This is a genomic window from Geodermatophilus sp. SYSU D00079, assembly GCF_054050635.1.
Map to the genome: position 1 here is coordinate 1 of NZ_JBJGZS010000038.1, position 18,355 is coordinate 18,355.

Below are 18,355 nucleotides of genomic sequence, written 5' to 3' on the forward strand. Positions count from 1 at the left end.
GCCCTGCCGGTGCTGCAGCACCGGCAGGGCACGGGGAACGCCGGCAGAGGCGGTCGGCCCGCGCCGTGATGCCCGTCGCGTTCCGGAATGGGCGCCCCGGCCGGGTCCCTTGGACTCCTCCGTGGACCTGTTCTCCCCTGTGACCCTCGGCGACCTCGAGCTCGCCAACCGCGTCGTCATGGCCCCGCTGACCCGCATGCGCTCCGGCGCGTCCGGCGTCCCCGGCGACCTCGTCGTCGAGCACTACCGGCAGCGCGCCGGCGTCGGCCTGATCATCACCGAGGGCACCTACCCCAACCACGAGTCGCAGGCGTTCGTCGGCCAGCCCGGCATCGTCACCGACGAGCAGGTCGAGGGCTGGCGCCGCGTGGCCGAGGCGGTGCACGCCCGCGGCGGCCGGATCGTGATGCAGGTGATGCACGGCGGCCGGGTCACCCACCCCGACGTCAACGGCGGCCGCCGCGTCGTCGCGCCCAGCGCCATCGCCATCAACGGTGAGGGGCACACGGAGAAGGGCAAGCAGCCCTACCCGGTGCCGCACGCGCTGACCGTCGCCGAGGCCCGCGCGACGGTGCAGGACTTCGTCACCGCCGCCCGCCGCGCCATGGAGGCCGGCCTGGACGGCGTGGAGGTGCACGGCGCCAACGGCTACCTGCTGCACGAGTTCCTGTCGCCCGCGTCCAACCAGCGCACCGACGAGTACGGCGGCACGCCGGAGAACCGCGCGCGCTTCGTCGTGCAGGTCGTGACGGCGGTGGCCGCGGCGATCGGCGCCGGCAAGGTCGGCCTGCGCATCTCCCCGGAGCACGACATCCAGGACGCGGTCGAGACCGACCGCGCCGACGTCCTCGCCACCTACGGCTCGCTGCTCGACCAGCTGGCCCCGCTGGGCCTGGCCTACCTGAGCGTGCTGCACCGGGAGCCCGCCGGTGAGCTGGTGCAGGAGCTGCGCCGCCGCTTCGGCGGCCCGCTGGTCGCCAACAGCGGCTTCGGCACCGTCACCACCCGCGACGAGGCGGTGGCCCTCATCGAGGCCGCGCACGCCGAGGCCGTCGCCGTCGGTCGGGCCGTCATCGCCAACCCCGACCTGGTCGAGCGCTGGGCCGGGGAGCACCCGGAGAACGACATCCGGGCGCACCTGTTCTACGCGCCCGGCGCCGAGGGCTACACCGACTACCCCACGCTCAAGGCTGGCTGACCCACCTCCGGCCATCGTGGCCACGAAGGCCGCACCGCACGCCGAGGGCCCTCTCGACCAGGTCGGGAGGGCCCTCGTCGCGTGCTCGCCCGGTCAGTCCCCGGGCCGCCAGTCCTCGGCCTGCCAGCGGTGGAACACCGTGGCGACGGAGTCCCGCGGGGTCTGCCAGGTGTCGGGCCGGTACGGGCTCAGGTACGGGCTGAGGTCCTCCATGATCCGGGCGAACGCCGGCCGGTGGGACTCGTGGTTCGCCCGCACGGCGGCGGCCTTCTGCGGGTCCTGCTCCAGCAGGTGGACGAAGACGTCCTCCATCGAGAACAGCCAGCGGCCGGTCACGCCCGTCTCGACCGGCAGGGGGCCGGCGTCGGAGTCGGCGAACACCCGGGCGATGTCCTCCTCGGCGCCGGGCTTCATCCGCTGGACGATGACGGTCAGCTCCCGGTCCTCGGGCACGTCACCGTCGGGCACCCACGCGTAGAACGGCTTGGCGACCGAGTGCGACGGGTTCTCCCAGTAGCTGGGGTAGGGCGTCACGTAGGGCGCGATCTTCTCCGCGATCTGCTGGAACGCGGGCAGGCCGCGGCGCTGGCCCGAGATCGCCGGGTCCTCCTTGCGCTCGATGACGTGGATGTAGAGGTCGTCGTGCGACAGCAGGTACCGCCCGATGACGCCCAGGTCCTGGGGCCGGGTGGTCTTGTCGTAGTAGGCGAAGACGGGGCCCACCTCGTCCTCGCTGCCGGGCACCATGCGGCAGACGATCACGTTGCGGAACGGTCGGAAGGTCACGGTTTCCTCCTCGATGGGTCGGGCTGTGTCGGTCGGGGTGGGCGTCCTCACCGGGGCAGGGGCTCGGTCCCGGTGACGGCGAAGGAGGCGTCCAGGTGCACGAGGACGTCGTCCTCGCCACCGGTGCGGGTGTCGGCCTTGGCGCGGTAGCCGCCCGCGCCGTCGGACTCCACGCGCCAGACCGCGGCGCCGGGGAAGCGGGCGGTCACGGCGTCCCGCACCCGCGCGGCGGTGTCCGCGGGCAGGTCCCCATTGCGCCAGTCCCCATTGCGCCAGTCGCCGTCGCGCCGGCCGCGGTCGTGCTCGGGGCGGTCCTCGGTGCCGGTGACGGCGAAGCCGCCGTCGAGGAACCAGGTGACGTGCGCGCCGTCGGCGGTGTGCCCGTGGGCGACGTAGCCACCGGCGGCGTCCGGCCGGACCCACCCCACGGTGGCTCCCGGGTCCCGGGCGGTCACCGCCTCCCGCACCCGCGCGGCGGCGTCCGCGGGTACGGCGTCCCCGTCCGGCGGCGAGCCGGGCCACCACGAGCGCCAGTCCCAGCCCAGGTCGGTCGACATCACGGGGAGCAGGGCCATGGGCGCCGGAGGGTCGTCGGCGCGCGACTGCACCGCACCGGAGACGAGCACCCCGGCCAGCACCCCCGCGCCGACGGCCAGCCCGGCGGCGAGCCACCGCCGGGAACGGCCGGACGGCGCTCCGCCGTGCCGGTGGGCATCCGGGTCGGATCGGTCCATCGGGGCCTCCTCCACGTCGGTCGGGTCGGGCGTCACCGGTCGAGCAGGTCGTCGGCGTCGCGGGGGTCGGGCGCCGGTGCCCACCAGCCGTCCCACCCGCCGGCCCAGCACCGCTCCCACCCGCCGGGGCCCCACCCCCCGGGGACGGTCGCGGCGCCGGCGAGCACCAGGCCGGTCAGCAGCCGGTGGCCGAGGGTCGCGCCGACGGCGGCCCACCGCCGGCGCGGGAAGGGCGGCAGTGCGGGGTCGCTGAGCGTGGACACGTCCATCGCGGGCCTCCTCGGGCGCCGGTCTCAGGGGGTGGGTGGGGCGTGCGGACCGCGGGGCGGCGGCACCGTTCCGCCGACGCCGGCGAGGCGGTCCAGCTCCGCGGCCTCCAGCGGGTCGAGCGCGAGCGCCGCCGCGGCCACGTTCTCCTCCAGCTGGTCGACCGTGGTGGCGCCGGGGATGACCAGCAGGTTGGGGGAGCGCGCGAGCAGCCACGCCAGGGCCACCTGCGTCCGGGTCCCGCCCGCGCGCTGCGCCACCGCGTCGAGGACGGCCGCCTGCTCGGGGGCGAGGTCGCGCACCGGGAAGAACGTCGTGTACGAGATGCCCTCCATCGACTGGAAGGCGGTGCCCTCCGCGGCGAGGGCGTCGATCAGGCCGTCGTCGTCCCGGTGGACCAGGTTGTAGTGGTCCTGCACGCAGGCCAGCGGGGCGATCGCCCGGGCCTCGGCCACCTGCGCGGCGGTCACGTGGCTCACCCCGAGGTGGCGGACCAGGCCCTCCTGCTGCAGCCGGGCCAGGGCCTCGAACGGCTCGACGATCGCGCCGGGCTGCGGCTCGCCCAGGCCCGGCATCCGCAGGAGGGCCACGTCCAGGGCGTCGACCCCCAGCGTGGCGAGGTCCTCCTCCACGCCCCGGCGCAGCTCGTCGGCCTGCAGGGCGGGGATCCAGCCGCCGTCCGGGGTGCGGCGGGCACCGACCTTGGTGACGACGACGAGCTGCTCCGGGTACGGGTGCAGCGCCTCGCGGACCAGCTCGTTGACGATCCGCGGGCCGTAGTGGTCGCTGGTCTCGAGGTGCTCGACGCCCAGCTCGACGGCGCGGCGCAGCACCGCCAGTGCGGCGTCCCGGTCGGCCGGCGGACCCATCAGCCGGTGCCCGGTGAGCTTCATGCACCCGAAGCCCAGGCGCGCCACGGGCCGGTCGCCGAGGGGGAACCGTCCGGACCGCTCCGCGGTGACCGGCGTCGTGCTGACCGGGGCTGCTGTGGTGACCGGGGCCGTCCGGGCCCCGCCGGCCGGGGTGGGGGTGAAGCGCAGCGGGAGCTCGAGCAGCCCCCGGAAGGCCGACGCGGCCGGCAGCCACTGCAGCTCCTCCACCGGGACGTCGAGCCGGAGGTCCGGGAGGCGGACGAGGATCCGCCGCAGCGCCGTCGTCGCCTCGAGCCGGGCGAGCGCGGTGCCCAGGCAGTAGTGGACGCCGTGGCCGAAGGACATGTGCGGCGTGGGACCGCGGCGCAGGTCGAGGGCATCCGGGTCGGGGACCAGCGCGGGGTCGTGGTTGGCCGCACTCAGCACGATCGTCACGATCGAACCGGCGGGGATCGGCACGCCGCCGATCTCGAGGTCCTCGGTGGCGAACCGGAAGCTCGACACCGGGACCGACCCGTCGAAGCGCAGCAGCTCCTCCACGGCGGCGGGGAGCAGGTCGGGGTCGGACCGCAGCTCCGCCATCTGCCCGGGGTGGGTCAGCAGCGCGACCACGGCGTTGCCGAGGAAGTCCGAGGTGGTCTGGTAGCCGGCGAACAGCAGCAGGAAGCACGTCGACACCAGCTCGGCCTCCGACAGCCGGCCGTCCCCGTCGCGGGCGGCGATCAGGGCGCTCACCAGGTCCTCGCCGGGCGCGCGCCGCTTGGCCGCCACCAGGCCGGTGAAGTAGGCGTGCAGCCGCTCCTGGGCCTGCCCGATCGCCGCCCGGTCCTCCTGCGGGCTGCGCCCGCCGGTGCCGACGGTCCGGATGACCTGGGTCCCGGCGAGGATCTCCCCGTGGTCGGCCTCGGGTATGCCGAGCAGGTCGCCGATCACGGCCAGCGGCAGCCGCAGCGCGAACTCGTCGACGAGGTCGGTCCGCCCGCGCGGCGCGATCCGGTCGAGCAGCTCCTCCACGATCTGCTCGACCCGGGGACGCATCGCCTCGATGCGCCGGGGGGTGAACGCCTGCGTCACCAGGCGGCGCAGGCGGCTGTGCTCCGGCGGGTCGGAGTTGAGCATGTTCGTGTTGATCTGCCGGGCCTTCTCCCCGAACACCGCGAGGTAGGTGTCCCCCGCGCGGTACAGGTCCTTGGACAGCCGCGGGTCCGACAGCGCCTGGCGGGCGTCCTCGTAGCGGGTGACCAGGAACGAGTCGAAGCGCGGCGTCCGCACCTTCACCACCGGCCGCTCGGCGCGCAGCCGGGCGTAGACCGGGTAGGGGTCGGCCCGGAACTCCGGCGTGTAGATCTCGCCCCCCGGGACGACGTCGGCCGGGACGTCCGGCGTCCCGCCCGGTCGCTGCACGGTCTGGGTCATGTCGTCTCCTCGGGGTGCGGTCGGCGGCGGTGCGGGGGGCGGGTCACGGCGCGAAGACCCCGGCCAGGTGCTCGCGGAGCGCGGCCTCCGCGACCGGGCGGGCGCGGAAGCCGACGTGGCCGTCGGGGCGGACCAGGTAGGCCGCCGTCCCGGCGCCGTCCACGCCGTAGGCGGCCGCGTAGGCGCGGTCGGTGTCGCGCACCACCGGGAGGTCGACGAGCTGCGGCACCCGCGCGTCGGGTGCGGCGACGAGGTAGGCGGCGACCTCCCCGTGGCCCTGCTGCCGGACGGCGACGGCCAGCTTCTCCAGGTCGAGCACCTGGTCCTCCGACACCGTGGCGTCGGCGGAGAGCAGCAGGGTCGTCCGCGTGCCGCGGGTCAGGTCGAACAGCCGCAGCGGGTGGGCCACCCCGGAGCGCCGCAGGCCGTGCACGTCCGGCGCCCGGTGCCCGGGCTCCGGCCCGGCGGTGAACCCGGGCGTCTGCCCGACCAGCGGGCTGCCGGCGTAGTTCATCGTCATCTGCATCTCGAGCAGGAACTGCGCCTTCTCGTCGGCCATGTCCATCTCGTCGGTGAACGCGATGGCCACGGCCCGGTCGACGATGGCCTTCCCCGCGGGTCGGCGCTCGGCCTCGTAGCTGTCCAGCAGCCCCGGGGCGGCCCGCCCCCGCACGGCGAGGGCCAGCTTCCAGCCGAGGTTCCAGGCGTCCTGGATGCCGGTGTTCATGCCCTGCCCGCCCGCCGGCGGGTGCAGGTGCGCGGCATCCCCGGCGACGAAGACCCGGCCACGCCGGTAGGAGTCGACGATGCCGTGCTTGATGCGGAAGATCGACGACCAGCGCAGGTTGCTCGCCGTCGTCCCGGCCGGCCCCAGGTCGTCGACGGCGGCCTGGATGTCGGCCAGCGTCGGCGGCTCGTACTCCTGCCAGAACCCGGGCGGCACCACACCGGAGCCGACCGCCTCCTGCCACCGCTCGGGGGCCAGGGTGGCGATGCGGTAGCGGTTGCGCCCCTTGAGCGGGACGCAGACCAGCATGCCGGTGAACGCGCCGTCGTCCTCGATGCGCACGAAGCGGACCAGGTGGCCGGCCGGCAGGTCCCAGTCGACGTCGACGTCGCCCAGCATGAACAGCTGCGGGAACATCGACAGGCCGCCCTGGAAGGTGAGGCCCAGCTGGGCGCGCACGGCGCTGTGGGCGCCGTCGCACCCCACCAGGTACCGGGTCCGGCAGGCCTCGACCTCGCCGGAGGTGCGCCGCAGCCGGGCGGTGACGCCGTCGGCGTCCTGGGTGAGGTCGACCAGCTCCACCCCCCGCTCCACGGGGACGCCGAGGGAGGTCAGCCGCTCGGCCAGCAGGCGCTCGGTCTCGTACTGCGGCAGCCCGAGGTGGGCGTAGGGCAGCTCGTCGAGGCCGGCCCAGTCGACCTGGTGGGTCTGCACGCCGTTGACGAACACCGTCTGGCCGTGGAGCCAGATCCCGGCGTCCATGGCGTCGGTGACGATGCCCTGGTCCTCCCAGATCTCCATCGTCCGGCAGTGGATGCCGATGGCCTTGTCGGCCTGGGTCGCCGCCTGCGCCCGCTTGTCGACCACCCGGACGGCGATGCCGCGCCGGGCGAGCTCGATGGCGTGGGTCATGCCGGCCGGCCCGGCGCCGACCACCAGCACCTCCGCGGGGCGGCCCGGAGCGGGGCCTGCGCCGTCGGGGACCGGCGGGGCGGCCGCGGCGGTCGCGTGCCCGTCGTCCGGCTCCTCCACGAACTCCTGCACGGTGGCGCTGGGGACCGGCGCCGGGAGGACCGGCGTCGGCGGGACCGGCTGGGGGGCGGCCGGTCGGGGGGCGACCGGCTCCTGCCGGGCCGGCGGCGCCCCGGACCGGACCCCCACCGGCGCCGGGAGTGAGGAGGGGGCGGCCCACGGGTCGCCGCGGTGCTCCGGTGGCCGGTAGCGCAGCTCGAACACCCGCCGGTCGAAGTCGACCGACAGCCACCGGATGAGCGCCGCGCTCTGGTCGGCGTGCGACGGGTCGTCGACCCAGTTGGTGAAGTGCCGCTCGCTCTCCCACTCGGCGAAGATGTGGTAGACCGGCGCGTCGGGCTCCTTGAGCAGCTCCTCCCGGATCAGCCCCGGGGTGCCGCGCAGCCGCTCCACGGTCCGGGCGTAGGCGCGCTCGAAGAGCTCCTCCTCGCCCGGGCCGACCGTCGTCTGGATGTCGACCCGGATGTGCAGGCCGGTGTCGCCGGGGACCGTGTGCAGCACCTCGTAGGTGCTGCGATCGGCGTCCTCGCGCAGGTCGTGCAGCGCCGCGGTGAGCGTCTCGGCGGCGCCGCTGCGGGTGAACGCGTCGACCGCGGCCTGGTCGGTCCAGTCGCTGGTGAGCAGGAAGGTGCGGGGGTCGTGGGCGTCGCGGCTGAGCTCCTGCCGGAGGTTGCCCGGCACCCGGGCGATCTCGGCAGTGGCGCGGCGCCAGGCGGCCTCGAGCTCCGCCTCGCACCCCGCCCGGGCGCGCAGCCGCAGGGTGGTCCGCACCCCCGGCTGCTCACCCGGCCCGGTCGCGAGGGGGGTCATGCCGGCCCCTCCTCCGGGGCCGGCCGGCCCGGGACGGTGGCCAGCGCCTCGTAGGTGCTGCGGGCGGCGTCCTCGCGCAGGTCCCGCAGGGCCGCGGTGAGCGTCTCGCGGGCGCTGCTGCGACCGAAGGCGTCGACGGCGGCGCGGTCGGCCCAGTCCGCGGTGATGAGGAACGTCCGCGGGTCGTCGGCGTCACGGAGGAGCTCCTGGCGCAGGTTGCCGGGCACGCGGGCGATCTCGGCCGCGGCCTGGCGCCAGGCCGCCTCGAACGCCGCCTCGCAGCCCTCCCGGGCCCGCATCCGCAGCATCGTCCGGACGCCGGCCGCGCGGCCGGTCATGCCGGGTCCTCCGCGGACCCGCGGTGCCGGCGCAGCACCAGGCTGCTGTTGAAGCCGCCGTGGCCGCGGGCCAGGACCACCACGGTCGACAGCTCCCGCACCCGGCTGCCCTGCACGAGGTCGACGCCGGGCGCGTCGACCGGCTGGTCGAGGAAGGCGGTCCCCGGGACGATCCCGTCGCGCATGGCCAGCAGGGCGGTGGCGACGTCGAGCGCCGACCCGCCGGCCATCAGCCGGCCGGTCCAGGACGACGGTGCGGTCACCGGCACCGGCGTCGACCGCCCCCGGAACGCGTCGGCGACCGCGGCGAGCTCCAGCGCGTCCAGCTCCGGCGTCCCGGCGCCGTCGGCGATGACGAGGTCCACCTCGTCCGGGGTCACCCCGGCGTCGGCGAGCGAGAGCCGGATCGCCCGCGCGTACTGGGTCGCGTCGGGGGCGGGGTCCTCCGGGTGGTGCGCGTCGTGGGTGGCGCCGTAGCCGGCGACCTCGCCCCACACCCGGGTCACCCCGCGGGCCCGCGCGGCGGCGGGCTCCTCCACCAGCAGGATCGCGCCGCCCTCGCCGACGACGTGGCCGTTGGCCCGCCGGTCGAACGGCAGGTATGCCTCCTCGGGGCGGGTGGCCGTCGACAGGCGGCCACTGGTCGCCTGGCACAGCAGGGCGTAGGGGCACAGCCCCGCCTCGGTGCCGCCCACGAGCACCGCCGGGGTGCCGCGGCGGGTGACCCGGCGGGCCCACCCGATGCTGTCCAGCCCCCCGGCGCCCTCGCTGACGACGACGCCGGAGGGGCCCTTGTAGCCGTCGCGGATGGAGATCTGGCCGGTGCTGGCCGCGTAGAACCAGGCGATCGACTGGTAGGCGCCGACCGACCGCGGCCCCTTGGCCCACAGGCCCTGGATCTCGTGCTGGCTGAACTCGTTGCCACCGGACCCGGAGGCGAGGAACACCGACGTCGCGTAGGCGTCGTCCGGGGCCTCGTAGCGGGCGTCCTCGGCGGCCATCGTGGCCGCGGCCAGCGACATCCACGTCCACCGGTCGGTCTGCACCTGCAGCTGGGGGGCGACGTGCTCCTCGGGCACGAAGCCGCGCACCTGCCCGGCCAGCGTGATGCCGTACCGCGTGGGGTCGAAGCCCTCGATCGGCCCGATCGCCGGCTCACCGCGGACCAGCGACGCCCAGTGCGCCTCGGCGCCCACCCCGGTGGGGGCGACGACGCCGATGCCCGTGACCAGCAGCCCGCTCATGCCGTCCTCCGCGTGGGGCTGGCCAGCACGATGGCCGACTGGAAGCCGCCGAACCCGCTGCCGACCGACACCGCGACGTCGACCTTCTGCTCGCGGCCCACCCCGGGGACGTAGTCGAGGTCGCACTCGGGGTCGGGGACCTCGTAGTTGGCCGTGGGCGGCAGGACGCCGCGCTGCACCGCCAGCGCCGTCGCGGCGACCTCGATCGAGCCGATCGCGCCGAGCGAGTGGCCGATCATCGACTTGATCGAGCTCATCGCCACCCGGTCGGCGGCCGGGCCGAGGCTCCGGTGCACCGCCGCGGTCTCGTGCCGGTCGTTCTGCTTGGTGCCGGAGCCGTGGGCGTTGACGTAGCCGACCTCGCCGGGGTCGATGCGGCCCTGGTCCAGCGCCTGGCGGATGGCCTCGGCCATCTCCGTGCCGTCGGGCCGGAGGCCGGTCATGTGGAAGGCGTTGCAGCGGTTGGCGTAGCCGCTGACCTCGCAGTACACCTCCGCCCCGCGCCGACGGGCGTGCTCGAGCTCCTCGAGGACCAGCACCGCGGCCCCCTCGCCCATGACGAAGCCGTCCCGGCGGGCGTCGAAGGGCCTGGCGGCGTGCTCGGGGTCGGCGTTGTTGCCCGTCGTCGCCCGGATCGTGTCGAAGCAGGCCATCGAGATCGGCGAGATCGGGGCGTCGCTGGCCCCGGCGAGGACGACGTCGGCGTCGCCGTCCTCGACCAGCTGGCTGCCGTAGCCGACCGCGTCGATGCCCGAGGTGCACCCGGTGGAGACCACCGTGGCGGGCCCGTGGGCGCCGAAGCGCACCGCCAGTTCCGTCGCGCCGCAGCTGGGCACCAGCGCGTGGTGGAGGAAGCGGGAGGCGTAGCGGGGGTCCACCAGCCAGTGGGTGCCGGCGTCGCTGACCGCCACGTACTCCTGCTCCAGCCGCATCGTGGCACCCACCGCGCTGCCGAGCGTGATGCCCACCCGTTCGGGGTCGGGGGCGTCGTCGGCGCCGCCGGTGCCCAGCGTCAGGCCGCTGTCGGCGACCGCCTCGTCCGCGGCGACGAGGGCCATCTGCACGAAGCGGTCGTTGCGGTGCACCTCCTGGGCGGTCAGGCCGAGCCGCTGCCCGTCGAAGTCGACCTCCGCGGCCACCTGCGACCGGAAGCGGCTGGGGTCGAAGAAGGTGATCCGCCGGGTCGCCGTCCGGCCGGCGGTGATCATGTCCCAGAAGCCCTCCCGGCCCATCGACCCGGGGGCGACCACGCCGATCCCGGTGACGACGACCCGGCGCCGGGGGGCGCTCACCGGAGGCCGGCCGGGCCGGGGAGCTCGGTGTCGACGTGACCGAGCTCCGGCCGCGGCGCCAGCGGGCCGCAGAGGAAGACGAACGTCGCCGTCGCCGAGGAGTCGTTGACGATGCGGTGCCGCACGCCGATCGGGATGTGGACGGCCGACTCGGTGGTCAGCCGCCGCTCCTCGCCGTCGAGGGTGAGCAGGACGTCCCCGCTCTGGCAGTAGAGGAACTCCTCGGAGTACGGGTGCCAGTGCTCGGTGACCACCTCGCCGGGCTCGAGGGTGAGGGTGCCCAGGAAGCCGGCGGTGGCCCCGACGCTCGCGGGGGAGAGCAGGACGCGGATGTCCCCGCCCCGCCGGCGGTTGGGCGGGGTGTCCGACCGGTGCACGGTGGGCCCGCAGCGCACGGCCGTGGGGGCGTGCTGGATGGTGGTCATGTCTCTCCTCCGGTCGGGACCGGGCCCGCGAGGGCGGGCTCCGGCTGGTCGGTCGGGACGGGCGTCCCCGGTGCCGCGGCGAGCAGCACCGGGAGGTCGGGGTGGACCTGCCGGACGAGGGGTCCGAGGTACGGGGCGGGACCCACCTCCACGACGCAGGTCGCGCCGGCCTCGACCAGCGCGCGGGACGTCGCCTCCCACAGCACGGGCGAGGTCAGGTGGGCCCGCAGGCACCGGGCCAGCTGCCCGGGGTCCCGCGTCGGCCGGCCCGCCGCGTTCGGGACGACGGGCACGTCGGGCACCGACCAGTCGAGGGCCGCCAGCGCCGGGGCGAGGTGCTCGGCCACCTGCGCCACCAGCGGGCCGTGGCAGGCCGCCCGCCCGGGCAGCCGGACCATCTCCAGGCCGGCGGCGAGCACCGCCTCCCGCGCCCGGGCCAGCTCGCCGCTCCCGCCGGAGAGCACGACCTGGGCCGGGCCGTCGAGGGAGGAGACGGCCAGGGGGCCCGAGCGGCCCACGTCGGCGACGACCGCGCGGGCGACGTCGCCGGCCCCCGGGCCCACGACGGCGGCCATGCCCGCGCAGGACGGGCGCGGCGCCAGGGCCAGCAGCTCGGCGCGCTCGTGGACGAGCTCCACGACCTGGTCGAGGGGCAGGGCGCCGGCGGCGACCAGGGCGGCGAACTCACCCACGCCGTGCCCGGCGACGACGACCGGATCGAGCCCGCGGGCGGTCAGGCTGCGGAAGCCCGCGACCCCGGTGACCAGGACCTCGACGTGGGCGGCGACCGGGTCGACCACGTTGAGCGGGTCGCGCCACCACTCGGCCACGTCCCGGCCCACCACCGCGCCGGCCTCGGCCACGACCTGCCGTGCCGGCCCGTCCGACAGCCAGGCGTCGAGGGCTCCGGCGCGGGCGCCGCTCTCCCCGGCGAGGACGACGGCGGCCGGACCGAGGCCGCTGGTCACGACGCCGACTCCGGAGGCCGGTCCGCGGTCGCCCCCACCTCGGGCCGGACGGCGGCGGCCTCGACCTTGTCGCGGATGACGCCCATCTGGACCTTGGTGTTGGCGTCGATCCGCCGGGTCATGCCCTCGGTGTCGACGGGGGCCTCCGGCCGCATCCGGAAGTCCTGGACCCACCGCATCCGGGTGCCGCGGCCCTCGGGCTCGTAGGTCCACCGGATGTCCATGAACTCGAACGGCCCCGGCTCGACCCGACGGGCCCGCACCTCGTGGGCCGCCTCGTCGAGGGTCCGCTCGGAGACCCAGCTCCAGACGCGCCCGGTGTCGTCCGGGTGCATCTTGAGCCGGAAACGGAACCAGGTGTCGGTCGAGGCGAGGATCTCGACCTCGCTGTACTCGGTGAACAGCTGCGGCCACGACGGCAGGTCGTTGGTCATGCGCCAGACGTGGTCGATGTCCGCGTCGATGTAGACCGAGTTGTCCGTGTGCCCGGCCGTGCGGGTCCCGGGCTCGAGGATGCTCACCGGATCCCCCTCAGGCCATCCCGGCCGGGCGCTGCGCCGCGCTGTTGACCGTCTCGACGATCTCGCCGAGCGTGTAGCGGCCGGGGCTGTCGTCGGGCATCTCGGTCCCGTAGCGGTCCTGGAGTGCGGTCTGCATGGACAGGAAGGCCAGCGAGTCCAGGCCGATGTCCTCGAACCGCGCGCCGGGGTCCGTCGTGCGAGCCGTGGCGGGCAGCCCGGCCTTCGCGGTGAGCAGGTCCATGAGGTCGTCGAGGGTGAAGGTCGTGCCGGGCATGGCGTCGGTCCTCTCAGGAGGTGGAGGGAGCCGGCCGGACGGTGCCGGCCGGGGTCTGGACGAGCTGGAGGGACGGGCGGTGGGGGGAGGGGATGCCGGGGACGCGGTCCCCCGCGAGGGCCGCCGCGCGGGCGAGCAGCGCGGGCAGCTCCCGGTCGACGAACTGGACGTCGTGGCGGTCCGCGCAGACGTCGGGGTCGCGCAGCAGCGCCCGGTGCAGGGCGATGGTGGTGCGCACGCCGGGGCCCTCGACCCGCGTCTCGGCCAGCGCCCGGTCCATCCGGCGGATCGCCTGCTCCCGGTCGGGGGCCCAGACGACGAGCTTGCCGAGCAGCGAGTCGTAGTCCGGGCTCACGACGTCGCCCTGCCGGTACCCGGTGTCGAACCGGGTCCAGGGCCCGTCGGGGACCTGCAGGACGTCCAGCCGCCCGGGTGCGGGGGCGAAGCCCCGCGCGGGGTCCTCCGCGTTGATCCGGCACTCGATCGCCACACCGCGCGGGACGACGTCCTCCTGGCGGAGCTGCAGGCGCCGTCCCGAGGCCACGAGGAGCTGTTCCCGGACGAGGTCCACGCCGGTGAGCAGCTCGGTGACCGGGTGCTCGACCTGGATCCGGGCGTTCATCTCCATGAAGTACGCGGCCCCGGAGCCGTCCACCAGGAACTCCATCGTGCCGGCGCCGGTGTACCCGACCGAGAGCGCGCCGTGGACCGCCAGCCGGCCGATCTCGGCGCGCTGCGCGGGGCTGAGGTGGCCGGCCGGGCCCTCCTCCAGCAGCTTCTGGTGCCGCCGCTGCAGCGAGCAGTCCCGTTCGCCGAGGTACACGCCGTTGCCATGCGCGTCGCAGAGGACCTGCACCTCGACGTGCCGGGCGCCCGGGAGGTAGCGCTCGACGTAGACCGACGGGTCGCCGAACACCGCGCGGGCGGTCGCCCGGGTCGCGGGGAAGGCGGTGGCGAAGTCGGCCGGGTCGTGCACGACGGTCATGCCGCGCCCGCCGCCGCCCGCCGCGGCCTTGATGATCACCGGGTAGCCGATGCATGCGGCGACCTCCCGGCCCTCGTCCACGGTGCGGACCGGCTCCACGACGCCCGGCAGCAGCGGCAGGCCGGCGTCGGCCATGAGCCGGCGCGCCGTGGCCTTGTTGCCCATCTGCTGCATGACCTCCGGCGGGGGGCCGACGAAGGTCAGCCCCTCCCCGGCGCAGATCTCCGCGAAGTCCGGGTCCTCGGAGAGGAACCCGTAACCGGGGTGGACGGCGTCCGCGCCGGTGCGCAGCGCCGCCTCCACGATGCTGGGGACGTACAGGTAGCTGCGCCGGGGGGCCGGCGGGCCGATGTGCACGGCCTCGTCGGCGAGGCCGACGACGGCGGAGTCCCGGTCGGCGGTCGAGTACACGGCCACGACCTCGATGCCCAGCTCGCGGCACGCCCGGGCCACCCGGACGGCGATCTCGCCCCGGTTGGCGATGAGCAGGCGGCTGATCACGCCGGCCCCCCGGTCCCCGGGCCGGGCCGCGCGGGCCGCAGGCGCATGAGGACCTGGTCGTACTCGACCGACTCGGCGTCACCGACGAGGAGCTCGGCCACCACCCCCGGCTCGTCGACGACGATCGGGTTCATCAGCTTCATCGCCTCGACGATCCCGACGGTCTGGCCCGGCTCGACCTCGTCACCGACCCGGACGAAGGGGTCGGCGTCGGGGGACGGCGCCGCGTAGAAGGTGCCGACGAGGGGCGCCCGGACGGCGGTCGTCCCCTCCGGGACCACCGCGACGTCGGCGGGCGCGGCCGGGGCGGGCCGTCCGGCGACGGCCGGGCGTGCGCCGTCGGCGGGGGCGGGCTCGGCGGCCCACTCGACCTCGACGGCGCGGTCCCCGCTGCGCACGGTCAGCCGGCGCAGCTCGCCGGGGAGGGCGTGGGCCAGCGCCACGACCTCCTCCCGCAGGTCCCGTGTCCCGTCGTCCGGGACCGGCACGGGGCCGGACGACCTCGGGGTGCGCTCGCTGGTGGCCATGTCAGTCCCCCGCCAGGAGCACCGACTGCAGCGCGCGGCCGTCGTCCCCGCCGATGCGTGCCAGCCGGCGGGACCGGGCGTCCAGCAGGGCGGCCGGGTCCAGCCGGCCCACGTCCGCGAGCTCGCGGAGCAGGGCCGCCCGCAGGAGCCGGGCGGCCGCCAAGGGGTCGGTGTGGGCGCCGCCCGGGGGTTCGGGGACCACGGAGGTGGCGATCCCGGAGGCCTGCAGGTGGGCCGCGCCGAGCCGCATGGCGCGGGCGGCGGCGGGCGCGGCCACCGCCGTCCGCCACAGGATGGCGGCGCAGCCCTCGGGGCTGATGACCGACAGGTAGGCGTTCTCCAGCACGAGCAGCCGGTCGGAGGTGCACAGCGCGAGAGCGCCGCCGCTGCCGCCCTCCCCGGTCACCACGGCGACGACGGGGACCCGCAGCCGGCTGCTGCGCATGATCGTCTCGGCGATCGCGTGGGACTGGCCGCGCTCCTCGGCCTGGGGCCCCGGGTGGGCACCGGGCGTGTCGACGAGGGTGACGACCGGGAGGCCGGAGGTCTCGGCGTGGTCGAGCAGCCGCAGCGCCTTGCGGTACCCCTCGGGGTGCGGCATGCCGAAGTTGCGGGCCACCCGCTCCCGGACCGAGTGCCCCTTCTCGTGGCCGATGACCACGACCGTGCGGCCGCCGATCGAGGCGACCCCGCCCACCACGGCGGGGTCGTCGGCGAAGGCGCGGTCGCCGTGCAGCTCGACGAAGTCGTCGAACGCCGTGTGCAGGTAGTCCAGGGTCGTGGGCCGCTCGACGACCCGTGCCCGCTGGACGACGTCCCACGGGTCGGCCTCCCGGGGGCCGTCAGGGACCGGGACACCGGCGTCCTCCGGCTCCCCGGGCACCCCGGACCCGGGACGGGCGTGCAGTGCGAGCAGCCGGACCAGCAGGGGCCGCAGCTCCGCGCGGCTCTCCACCCGGTCGACCAGGCCGTGGCCCAGGAGGAACTCGGCCGTCTGGAAGTCGCGGGGCAGCTCGGCCCGGATCGTCTCCTGGACCACGCGCGGGCCGGCGAAGCCGACGTGCGCACCCCGCTCCGCGACCAGGACCGACGCGAGGGTGGCGAAGGAGGCGGACACACCCCCGTAGGTCGGGTCGGTGAGGACGCACACCGAGAGCAGCCCGGCCTCGCGGTGCCGGCCCAGGGCCTGGCTGACGCGGGCCATCTGGAAGAGCGAGAACACGCCCTCCTGCATGCGGGCCCCGCCGCTCGCGCAGACGGTCACCAGCGGGAGGCCCCGCTCGAGGGCCAGCCCGGCGGCCCGGCTCACCCGGCGGCCGACCTCGACCCCCATGCTGCCGCCGAGGAAGCCGAAGTCCATGACGGCGACCACGGCCTCCACCCCGCCGATGCGCGCCGTCCCGACGACGACGGCCTCCGACTCGCCGGACCGGCGTTCGGCCTCGGCCAGCCGGTCGGGGTAGCTCCGCAGGTCGGTGAAGGACAGCGGGTCGGGCGTGCCCGGCGGGAAGCCGGTCGCGGTGAAGCTCCCCGGGTCCACGAGCAGGTCGATGCGCGCCCGTGCGCCGAGCCGGAGGTGGTGGTCGCACTCCGGGCAGACCTGCAGGTTGCGGTCGAGCCGCTTGCGGTAGAGCAGCCACCCGCAGTCGGGGCAGCAGATCCACCCCGTCTGGCCGGGCAGGGGGCCGGCGGGGGCCGGAGTGGGTGCCGAGCGTGTCATGACTGCCTCTCAGCCGCGGGGGTCCGGGCTCACTCGGCGGACGACGTCCAGTGGTAGAAGCGGCGGGCCATCGCGTCCTGCGGTGAGCGCCAGTTCGGGTCGTAGGCCTCGATGTAGGGCTTGAGGTCCTCGCTCACCGCGCGGAAGTCCGGCAGCGACTGGGCGATCCGCATCGCCTCGGGCGCCGGCCGGTCGAAGTCGATGAGGTGCACGTAGAGGCCGTGGAACTGGTACAGCGACCGGCGCCGCACGCCGATCTCGTGCGGCATGGCGGTCGCGTCGTAGCGGCCGAAGACCGCGGCGACGTCGTCGGCGTCGGTCGGCGCCATCTTCGCGATGATCATCGTCTGGTGCACGGGACCTCCAGCGTCGCCACGACCCCGGACAGGGGCGGGAGGGATGCGGCGACGCTAGGTCGGCAGAGCCCGGCGCCGACATCGGCCGCAGGTCGAGTTCTGGGCCCGGACCCCCTGGCGGCGGAGGGCGCGGGAGGCCCCCGGCCCTGAGGCGGGTCCCCCTCGTCCCGGCGACCGAGGTCGCCCGCGTGGAGGGGGCCGGCCTCGGCCATCGGGTGGGGACGGGGCCCTCCTCCGGGACTAGGCGGGGGCCCTACCTGGGTCTGAACACGCCGACTCGTCCGGTCTGGTGGTGCACGGGGTTGTGGCGGCTCGTCCGGTCCGCGTCCTACCTTCCGGACCTCACCTGGCGGCGTCGCCCTCGGGTGCCGGACCGGAGCGGAGCTGACGCGTATGGGCGGGGGCGTCCTCGGGCCAGTGGCGAGCAGTCGCGGCAGGCCGCTGCACGTGCTCATCTGTGACGACCACGAGGTGCTGCGCCACGGCCTGCGCGCCGTGTTCCGACAGGCGCCCGACCTCACCGTCGTGGCCGAGGCCGCCGACGCCGACGAGGCGCTGTCGCTGGCCACCGTCCTGCACCCCGACGTCACGCTCGTCGGGCTCGGGGCTCAGGGCCCGGTCGTCCAGGAGCTGGTGCGCGCGTTGACCGGGATGGGGATCGCCGTCGTCCTGCTCGGTGAGACCGGAGGCGGCAGCGACCTGGTCGAGGCGCTCCAGGCGGGGACACGGGGGTACGTGCCCTCGACCGTGAGCCCGGAGCGTCTGGTCGAGCACGTGCGGGCGGTGGCCCGCGGGGAGACCGTCCTCGACGCCGGCGTGGCCGGTGAGCTGCTGCACTGTCTGGGCGACGCCCGCCAGGATGCCGACGGTCACGACGAGTCCGCCCCGGGCCCGCTGACCGCCCGGCAGTGGGTCGTCGCGCGGCTGGTCGCGGAGGGGCTGACCAACGCGGAGATCGCCGCACGCCTGCAGGTGAGCCGGGCCACCGTGAAGGGGCACATCACGGTGGCACTGCGCCGCCTCGGCCTGCGCGACCGCACCCAGCTGGCCATCCACGTGCACCAGGCCGGCCGGCCCGCCGAACGGGGGCGGGCCCGGCGCCCGGGCCGCTGAGCCGTCCCGCCGTCGTCCCCACCGGGAGGCGCTCGCTGTGACCTGCCTGTGAGGAGGCTGGACGATCCGGGGGGTTTCTGCAGGACACTGCATCCACGGAGCCGCTCCAGAGGAAGACCGAACGGCAGATCTCGCCGGTAGGCACGCAGGGGGACGGTATGACGCACGCCGCGGCAGGTGCTGGGTCCCGGGTCACGAACGCCCATCCGCGCCGCCCCGAGGAGCCGGCCCGCGACGCGCCGGCGGGTG

At 75.8% G+C, this 18,355-nt stretch carries 18 protein-coding genes; 2 read left to right on the forward strand and 16 right to left on the reverse strand.

Translation table 11 applies throughout. The features are described from left to right. The first annotated feature begins 121 nt into the window (after positions 1–121). Positions 122–1,198 (forward strand): alkene reductase, encoded by a 1,077-nt coding sequence (locus ACI79E_RS20920; RefSeq protein ID WP_456934501.1) that lies wholly within the window; start codon positions 122–124, stop codon positions 1,196–1,198. A 93-nt stretch (positions 1,199–1,291) separates the two neighbouring features. On the opposite strand, the gene ACI79E_RS20925 is transcribed toward ACI79E_RS20920, so the two are convergent. From ACI79E_RS20925 to ACI79E_RS21000, 16 genes are read right to left on the reverse strand one after another with little or no spacing between them, the layout of a single operon-like run. Further along, on the reverse strand, positions 1,292–1,984 hold the full coding sequence (locus ACI79E_RS20925; protein WP_456934502.1) for a TcmI family type II polyketide cyclase: 693 nt from the start codon (positions 1,982–1,984) through the stop codon (positions 1,292–1,294). A 47-nt stretch (positions 1,985–2,031) separates the two neighbouring features. Next, positions 2,032–2,718, reverse strand: coding sequence for a hypothetical protein (locus tag ACI79E_RS20930; protein WP_456934503.1), 687 nt, complete (start codon positions 2,716–2,718; stop codon positions 2,032–2,034). Positions 2,719–2,750: 32 nt separating this feature from the next. Beyond that, positions 2,751–2,987 carry a hypothetical protein gene (locus ACI79E_RS20935; RefSeq protein ID WP_456934504.1) on the reverse strand — a complete coding sequence of 79 codons (237 nt, stop codon included), beginning with the start codon at positions 2,985–2,987 and terminating at the stop codon, positions 2,751–2,753. A gap of 24 nt (positions 2,988–3,011) precedes the next feature. Next, a complete protein-coding gene (locus ACI79E_RS20940; RefSeq protein WP_456934505.1) occupies positions 3,012–5,273 on the reverse strand; it encodes an oxidoreductase in 2,262 nt (753 codons plus the stop codon). Between the two features lie 43 nt (positions 5,274–5,316). Beyond that, positions 5,317–7,842 carry an FAD-dependent monooxygenase gene (locus ACI79E_RS20945; protein ID WP_456934506.1) on the reverse strand — a complete coding sequence of 842 codons (2,526 nt, stop codon included), beginning with the start codon at positions 7,840–7,842 and terminating at the stop codon, positions 5,317–5,319. After that, complete coding sequence (locus ACI79E_RS20950) at positions 7,839–8,180, reverse strand: antibiotic biosynthesis monooxygenase family protein (RefSeq protein ID WP_456934507.1); 342 nt, start codon at positions 8,178–8,180, stop codon at positions 7,839–7,841. The genes ACI79E_RS20945 and ACI79E_RS20950 overlap by 4 nt, the downstream gene beginning before the upstream one ends. Further along, positions 8,177–9,424, reverse strand: a complete 1,248-nt coding sequence (locus ACI79E_RS20955) for a beta-ketoacyl synthase N-terminal-like domain-containing protein (protein WP_456934508.1) — start codon at positions 9,422–9,424, stop codon at positions 8,177–8,179. The genes ACI79E_RS20950 and ACI79E_RS20955 overlap by 4 nt, the downstream gene beginning before the upstream one ends. Further along, positions 9,421–10,716 carry a beta-ketoacyl-[acyl-carrier-protein] synthase family protein gene (locus tag ACI79E_RS20960; protein ID WP_456934509.1) on the reverse strand — a complete coding sequence of 432 codons (1,296 nt, stop codon included), beginning with the start codon at positions 10,714–10,716 and terminating at the stop codon, positions 9,421–9,423. Before ACI79E_RS20960 ends, ACI79E_RS20955 begins: the two co-directional genes overlap by 4 nt. Beyond that, the gene (locus tag ACI79E_RS20965) at positions 10,713–11,141 is read right to left on the reverse strand and encodes a cupin domain-containing protein (protein ID WP_456934510.1); all 429 of its coding nucleotides are present in this window, start codon (positions 11,139–11,141) and stop codon (positions 10,713–10,715) included. Before ACI79E_RS20965 ends, ACI79E_RS20960 begins: the two co-directional genes overlap by 4 nt. Then, complete coding sequence (locus tag ACI79E_RS20970) at positions 11,138–12,109, reverse strand: ACP S-malonyltransferase (protein ID WP_456934511.1); 972 nt, start codon at positions 12,107–12,109, stop codon at positions 11,138–11,140. Before ACI79E_RS20970 ends, ACI79E_RS20965 begins: the two co-directional genes overlap by 4 nt. Next, positions 12,106–12,630, reverse strand: coding sequence for an SRPBCC family protein (locus ACI79E_RS20975; RefSeq protein ID WP_456934512.1), 525 nt, complete (start codon positions 12,628–12,630; stop codon positions 12,106–12,108). Before ACI79E_RS20975 ends, ACI79E_RS20970 begins: the two co-directional genes overlap by 4 nt. A gap of 10 nt (positions 12,631–12,640) precedes the next feature. Further along, entirely contained in the window at positions 12,641–12,904 is a 264-nt protein-coding gene (locus ACI79E_RS20980; protein ID WP_456934513.1) for an acyl carrier protein, read from the reverse strand. Positions 12,905–12,917: 13 nt separating this feature from the next. After that, positions 12,918–14,390, reverse strand: a complete 1,473-nt coding sequence (locus tag ACI79E_RS20985; protein WP_456934514.1) for an acetyl-CoA carboxylase biotin carboxylase subunit — start codon at positions 14,388–14,390, stop codon at positions 12,918–12,920. Further along, positions 14,387–14,917 carry an acetyl-CoA carboxylase biotin carboxyl carrier protein gene (gene accB / locus ACI79E_RS20990; protein ID WP_456934515.1) on the reverse strand — a complete coding sequence of 177 codons (531 nt, stop codon included), beginning with the start codon at positions 14,915–14,917 and terminating at the stop codon, positions 14,387–14,389. The genes ACI79E_RS20985 and accB overlap by 4 nt, the downstream gene beginning before the upstream one ends. Position 14,918: 1 nt before the next feature. Further along, entirely contained in the window at positions 14,919–16,637 is a 1,719-nt protein-coding gene (gene accA / locus ACI79E_RS20995) for an acetyl-CoA carboxylase carboxyl transferase subunit alpha (protein WP_456934516.1), read from the reverse strand. A 29-nt stretch (positions 16,638–16,666) separates the two neighbouring features. Further along, positions 16,667–16,993, reverse strand: a complete 327-nt coding sequence (locus tag ACI79E_RS21000) for a TcmI family type II polyketide cyclase (RefSeq protein WP_456934517.1) — start codon at positions 16,991–16,993, stop codon at positions 16,667–16,669. Positions 16,994–17,410: 417 nt separating this feature from the next. On the opposite strand from ACI79E_RS21000, the gene ACI79E_RS21005 reads away from it, so the two are divergent. Next, the gene (locus ACI79E_RS21005; protein WP_456934518.1) at positions 17,411–18,106 is read left to right on the forward strand and encodes a LuxR C-terminal-related transcriptional regulator; all 696 of its coding nucleotides are present in this window, start codon (positions 17,411–17,413) and stop codon (positions 18,104–18,106) included. The last annotated feature ends 249 nt before the right edge of the window (positions 18,107–18,355 follow it).

Coding starts and splice junctions, on each gene's coding strand:
- ACI79E_RS20930 (WP_456934503.1), bottom strand. CDS start 2,718: ATGGACCGATCCGACCCGGATGCCCACCGGCACGGCGGAGCGCCGTCC.
- ACI79E_RS20935 (WP_456934504.1), bottom strand. CDS start 2,987: ATGGACGTGTCCACGCTCAGCGACCCCGCACTGCCGCCCTTCCCGCGC.
- ACI79E_RS20940 (WP_456934505.1), bottom strand. CDS start 5,273: ATGACCCAGACCGTGCAGCGACCGGGCGGGACGCCGGACGTCCCGGCC.
- ACI79E_RS20945 (WP_456934506.1), bottom strand. CDS start 7,842: ATGACCCCCCTCGCGACCGGGCCGGGTGAGCAGCCGGGGGTGCGGACC.
- ACI79E_RS20950 (WP_456934507.1), bottom strand. CDS start 8,180: ATGACCGGCCGCGCGGCCGGCGTCCGGACGATGCTGCGGATGCGGGCC.
- ACI79E_RS20955 (WP_456934508.1), bottom strand. CDS start 9,424: ATGAGCGGGCTGCTGGTCACGGGCATCGGCGTCGTCGCCCCCACCGGG.
- ACI79E_RS20965 (WP_456934510.1), bottom strand. CDS start 11,141: ATGACCACCATCCAGCACGCCCCCACGGCCGTGCGCTGCGGGCCCACC.
- ACI79E_RS20980 (WP_456934513.1), bottom strand. CDS start 12,904: ATGCCCGGCACGACCTTCACCCTCGACGACCTCATGGACCTGCTCACC.
- accB (WP_456934515.1), bottom strand. CDS start 14,917: ATGGCCACCAGCGAGCGCACCCCGAGGTCGTCCGGCCCCGTGCCGGTC.
- accA (WP_456934516.1), bottom strand. CDS start 16,637: ATGACACGCTCGGCACCCACTCCGGCCCCCGCCGGCCCCCTGCCCGGC.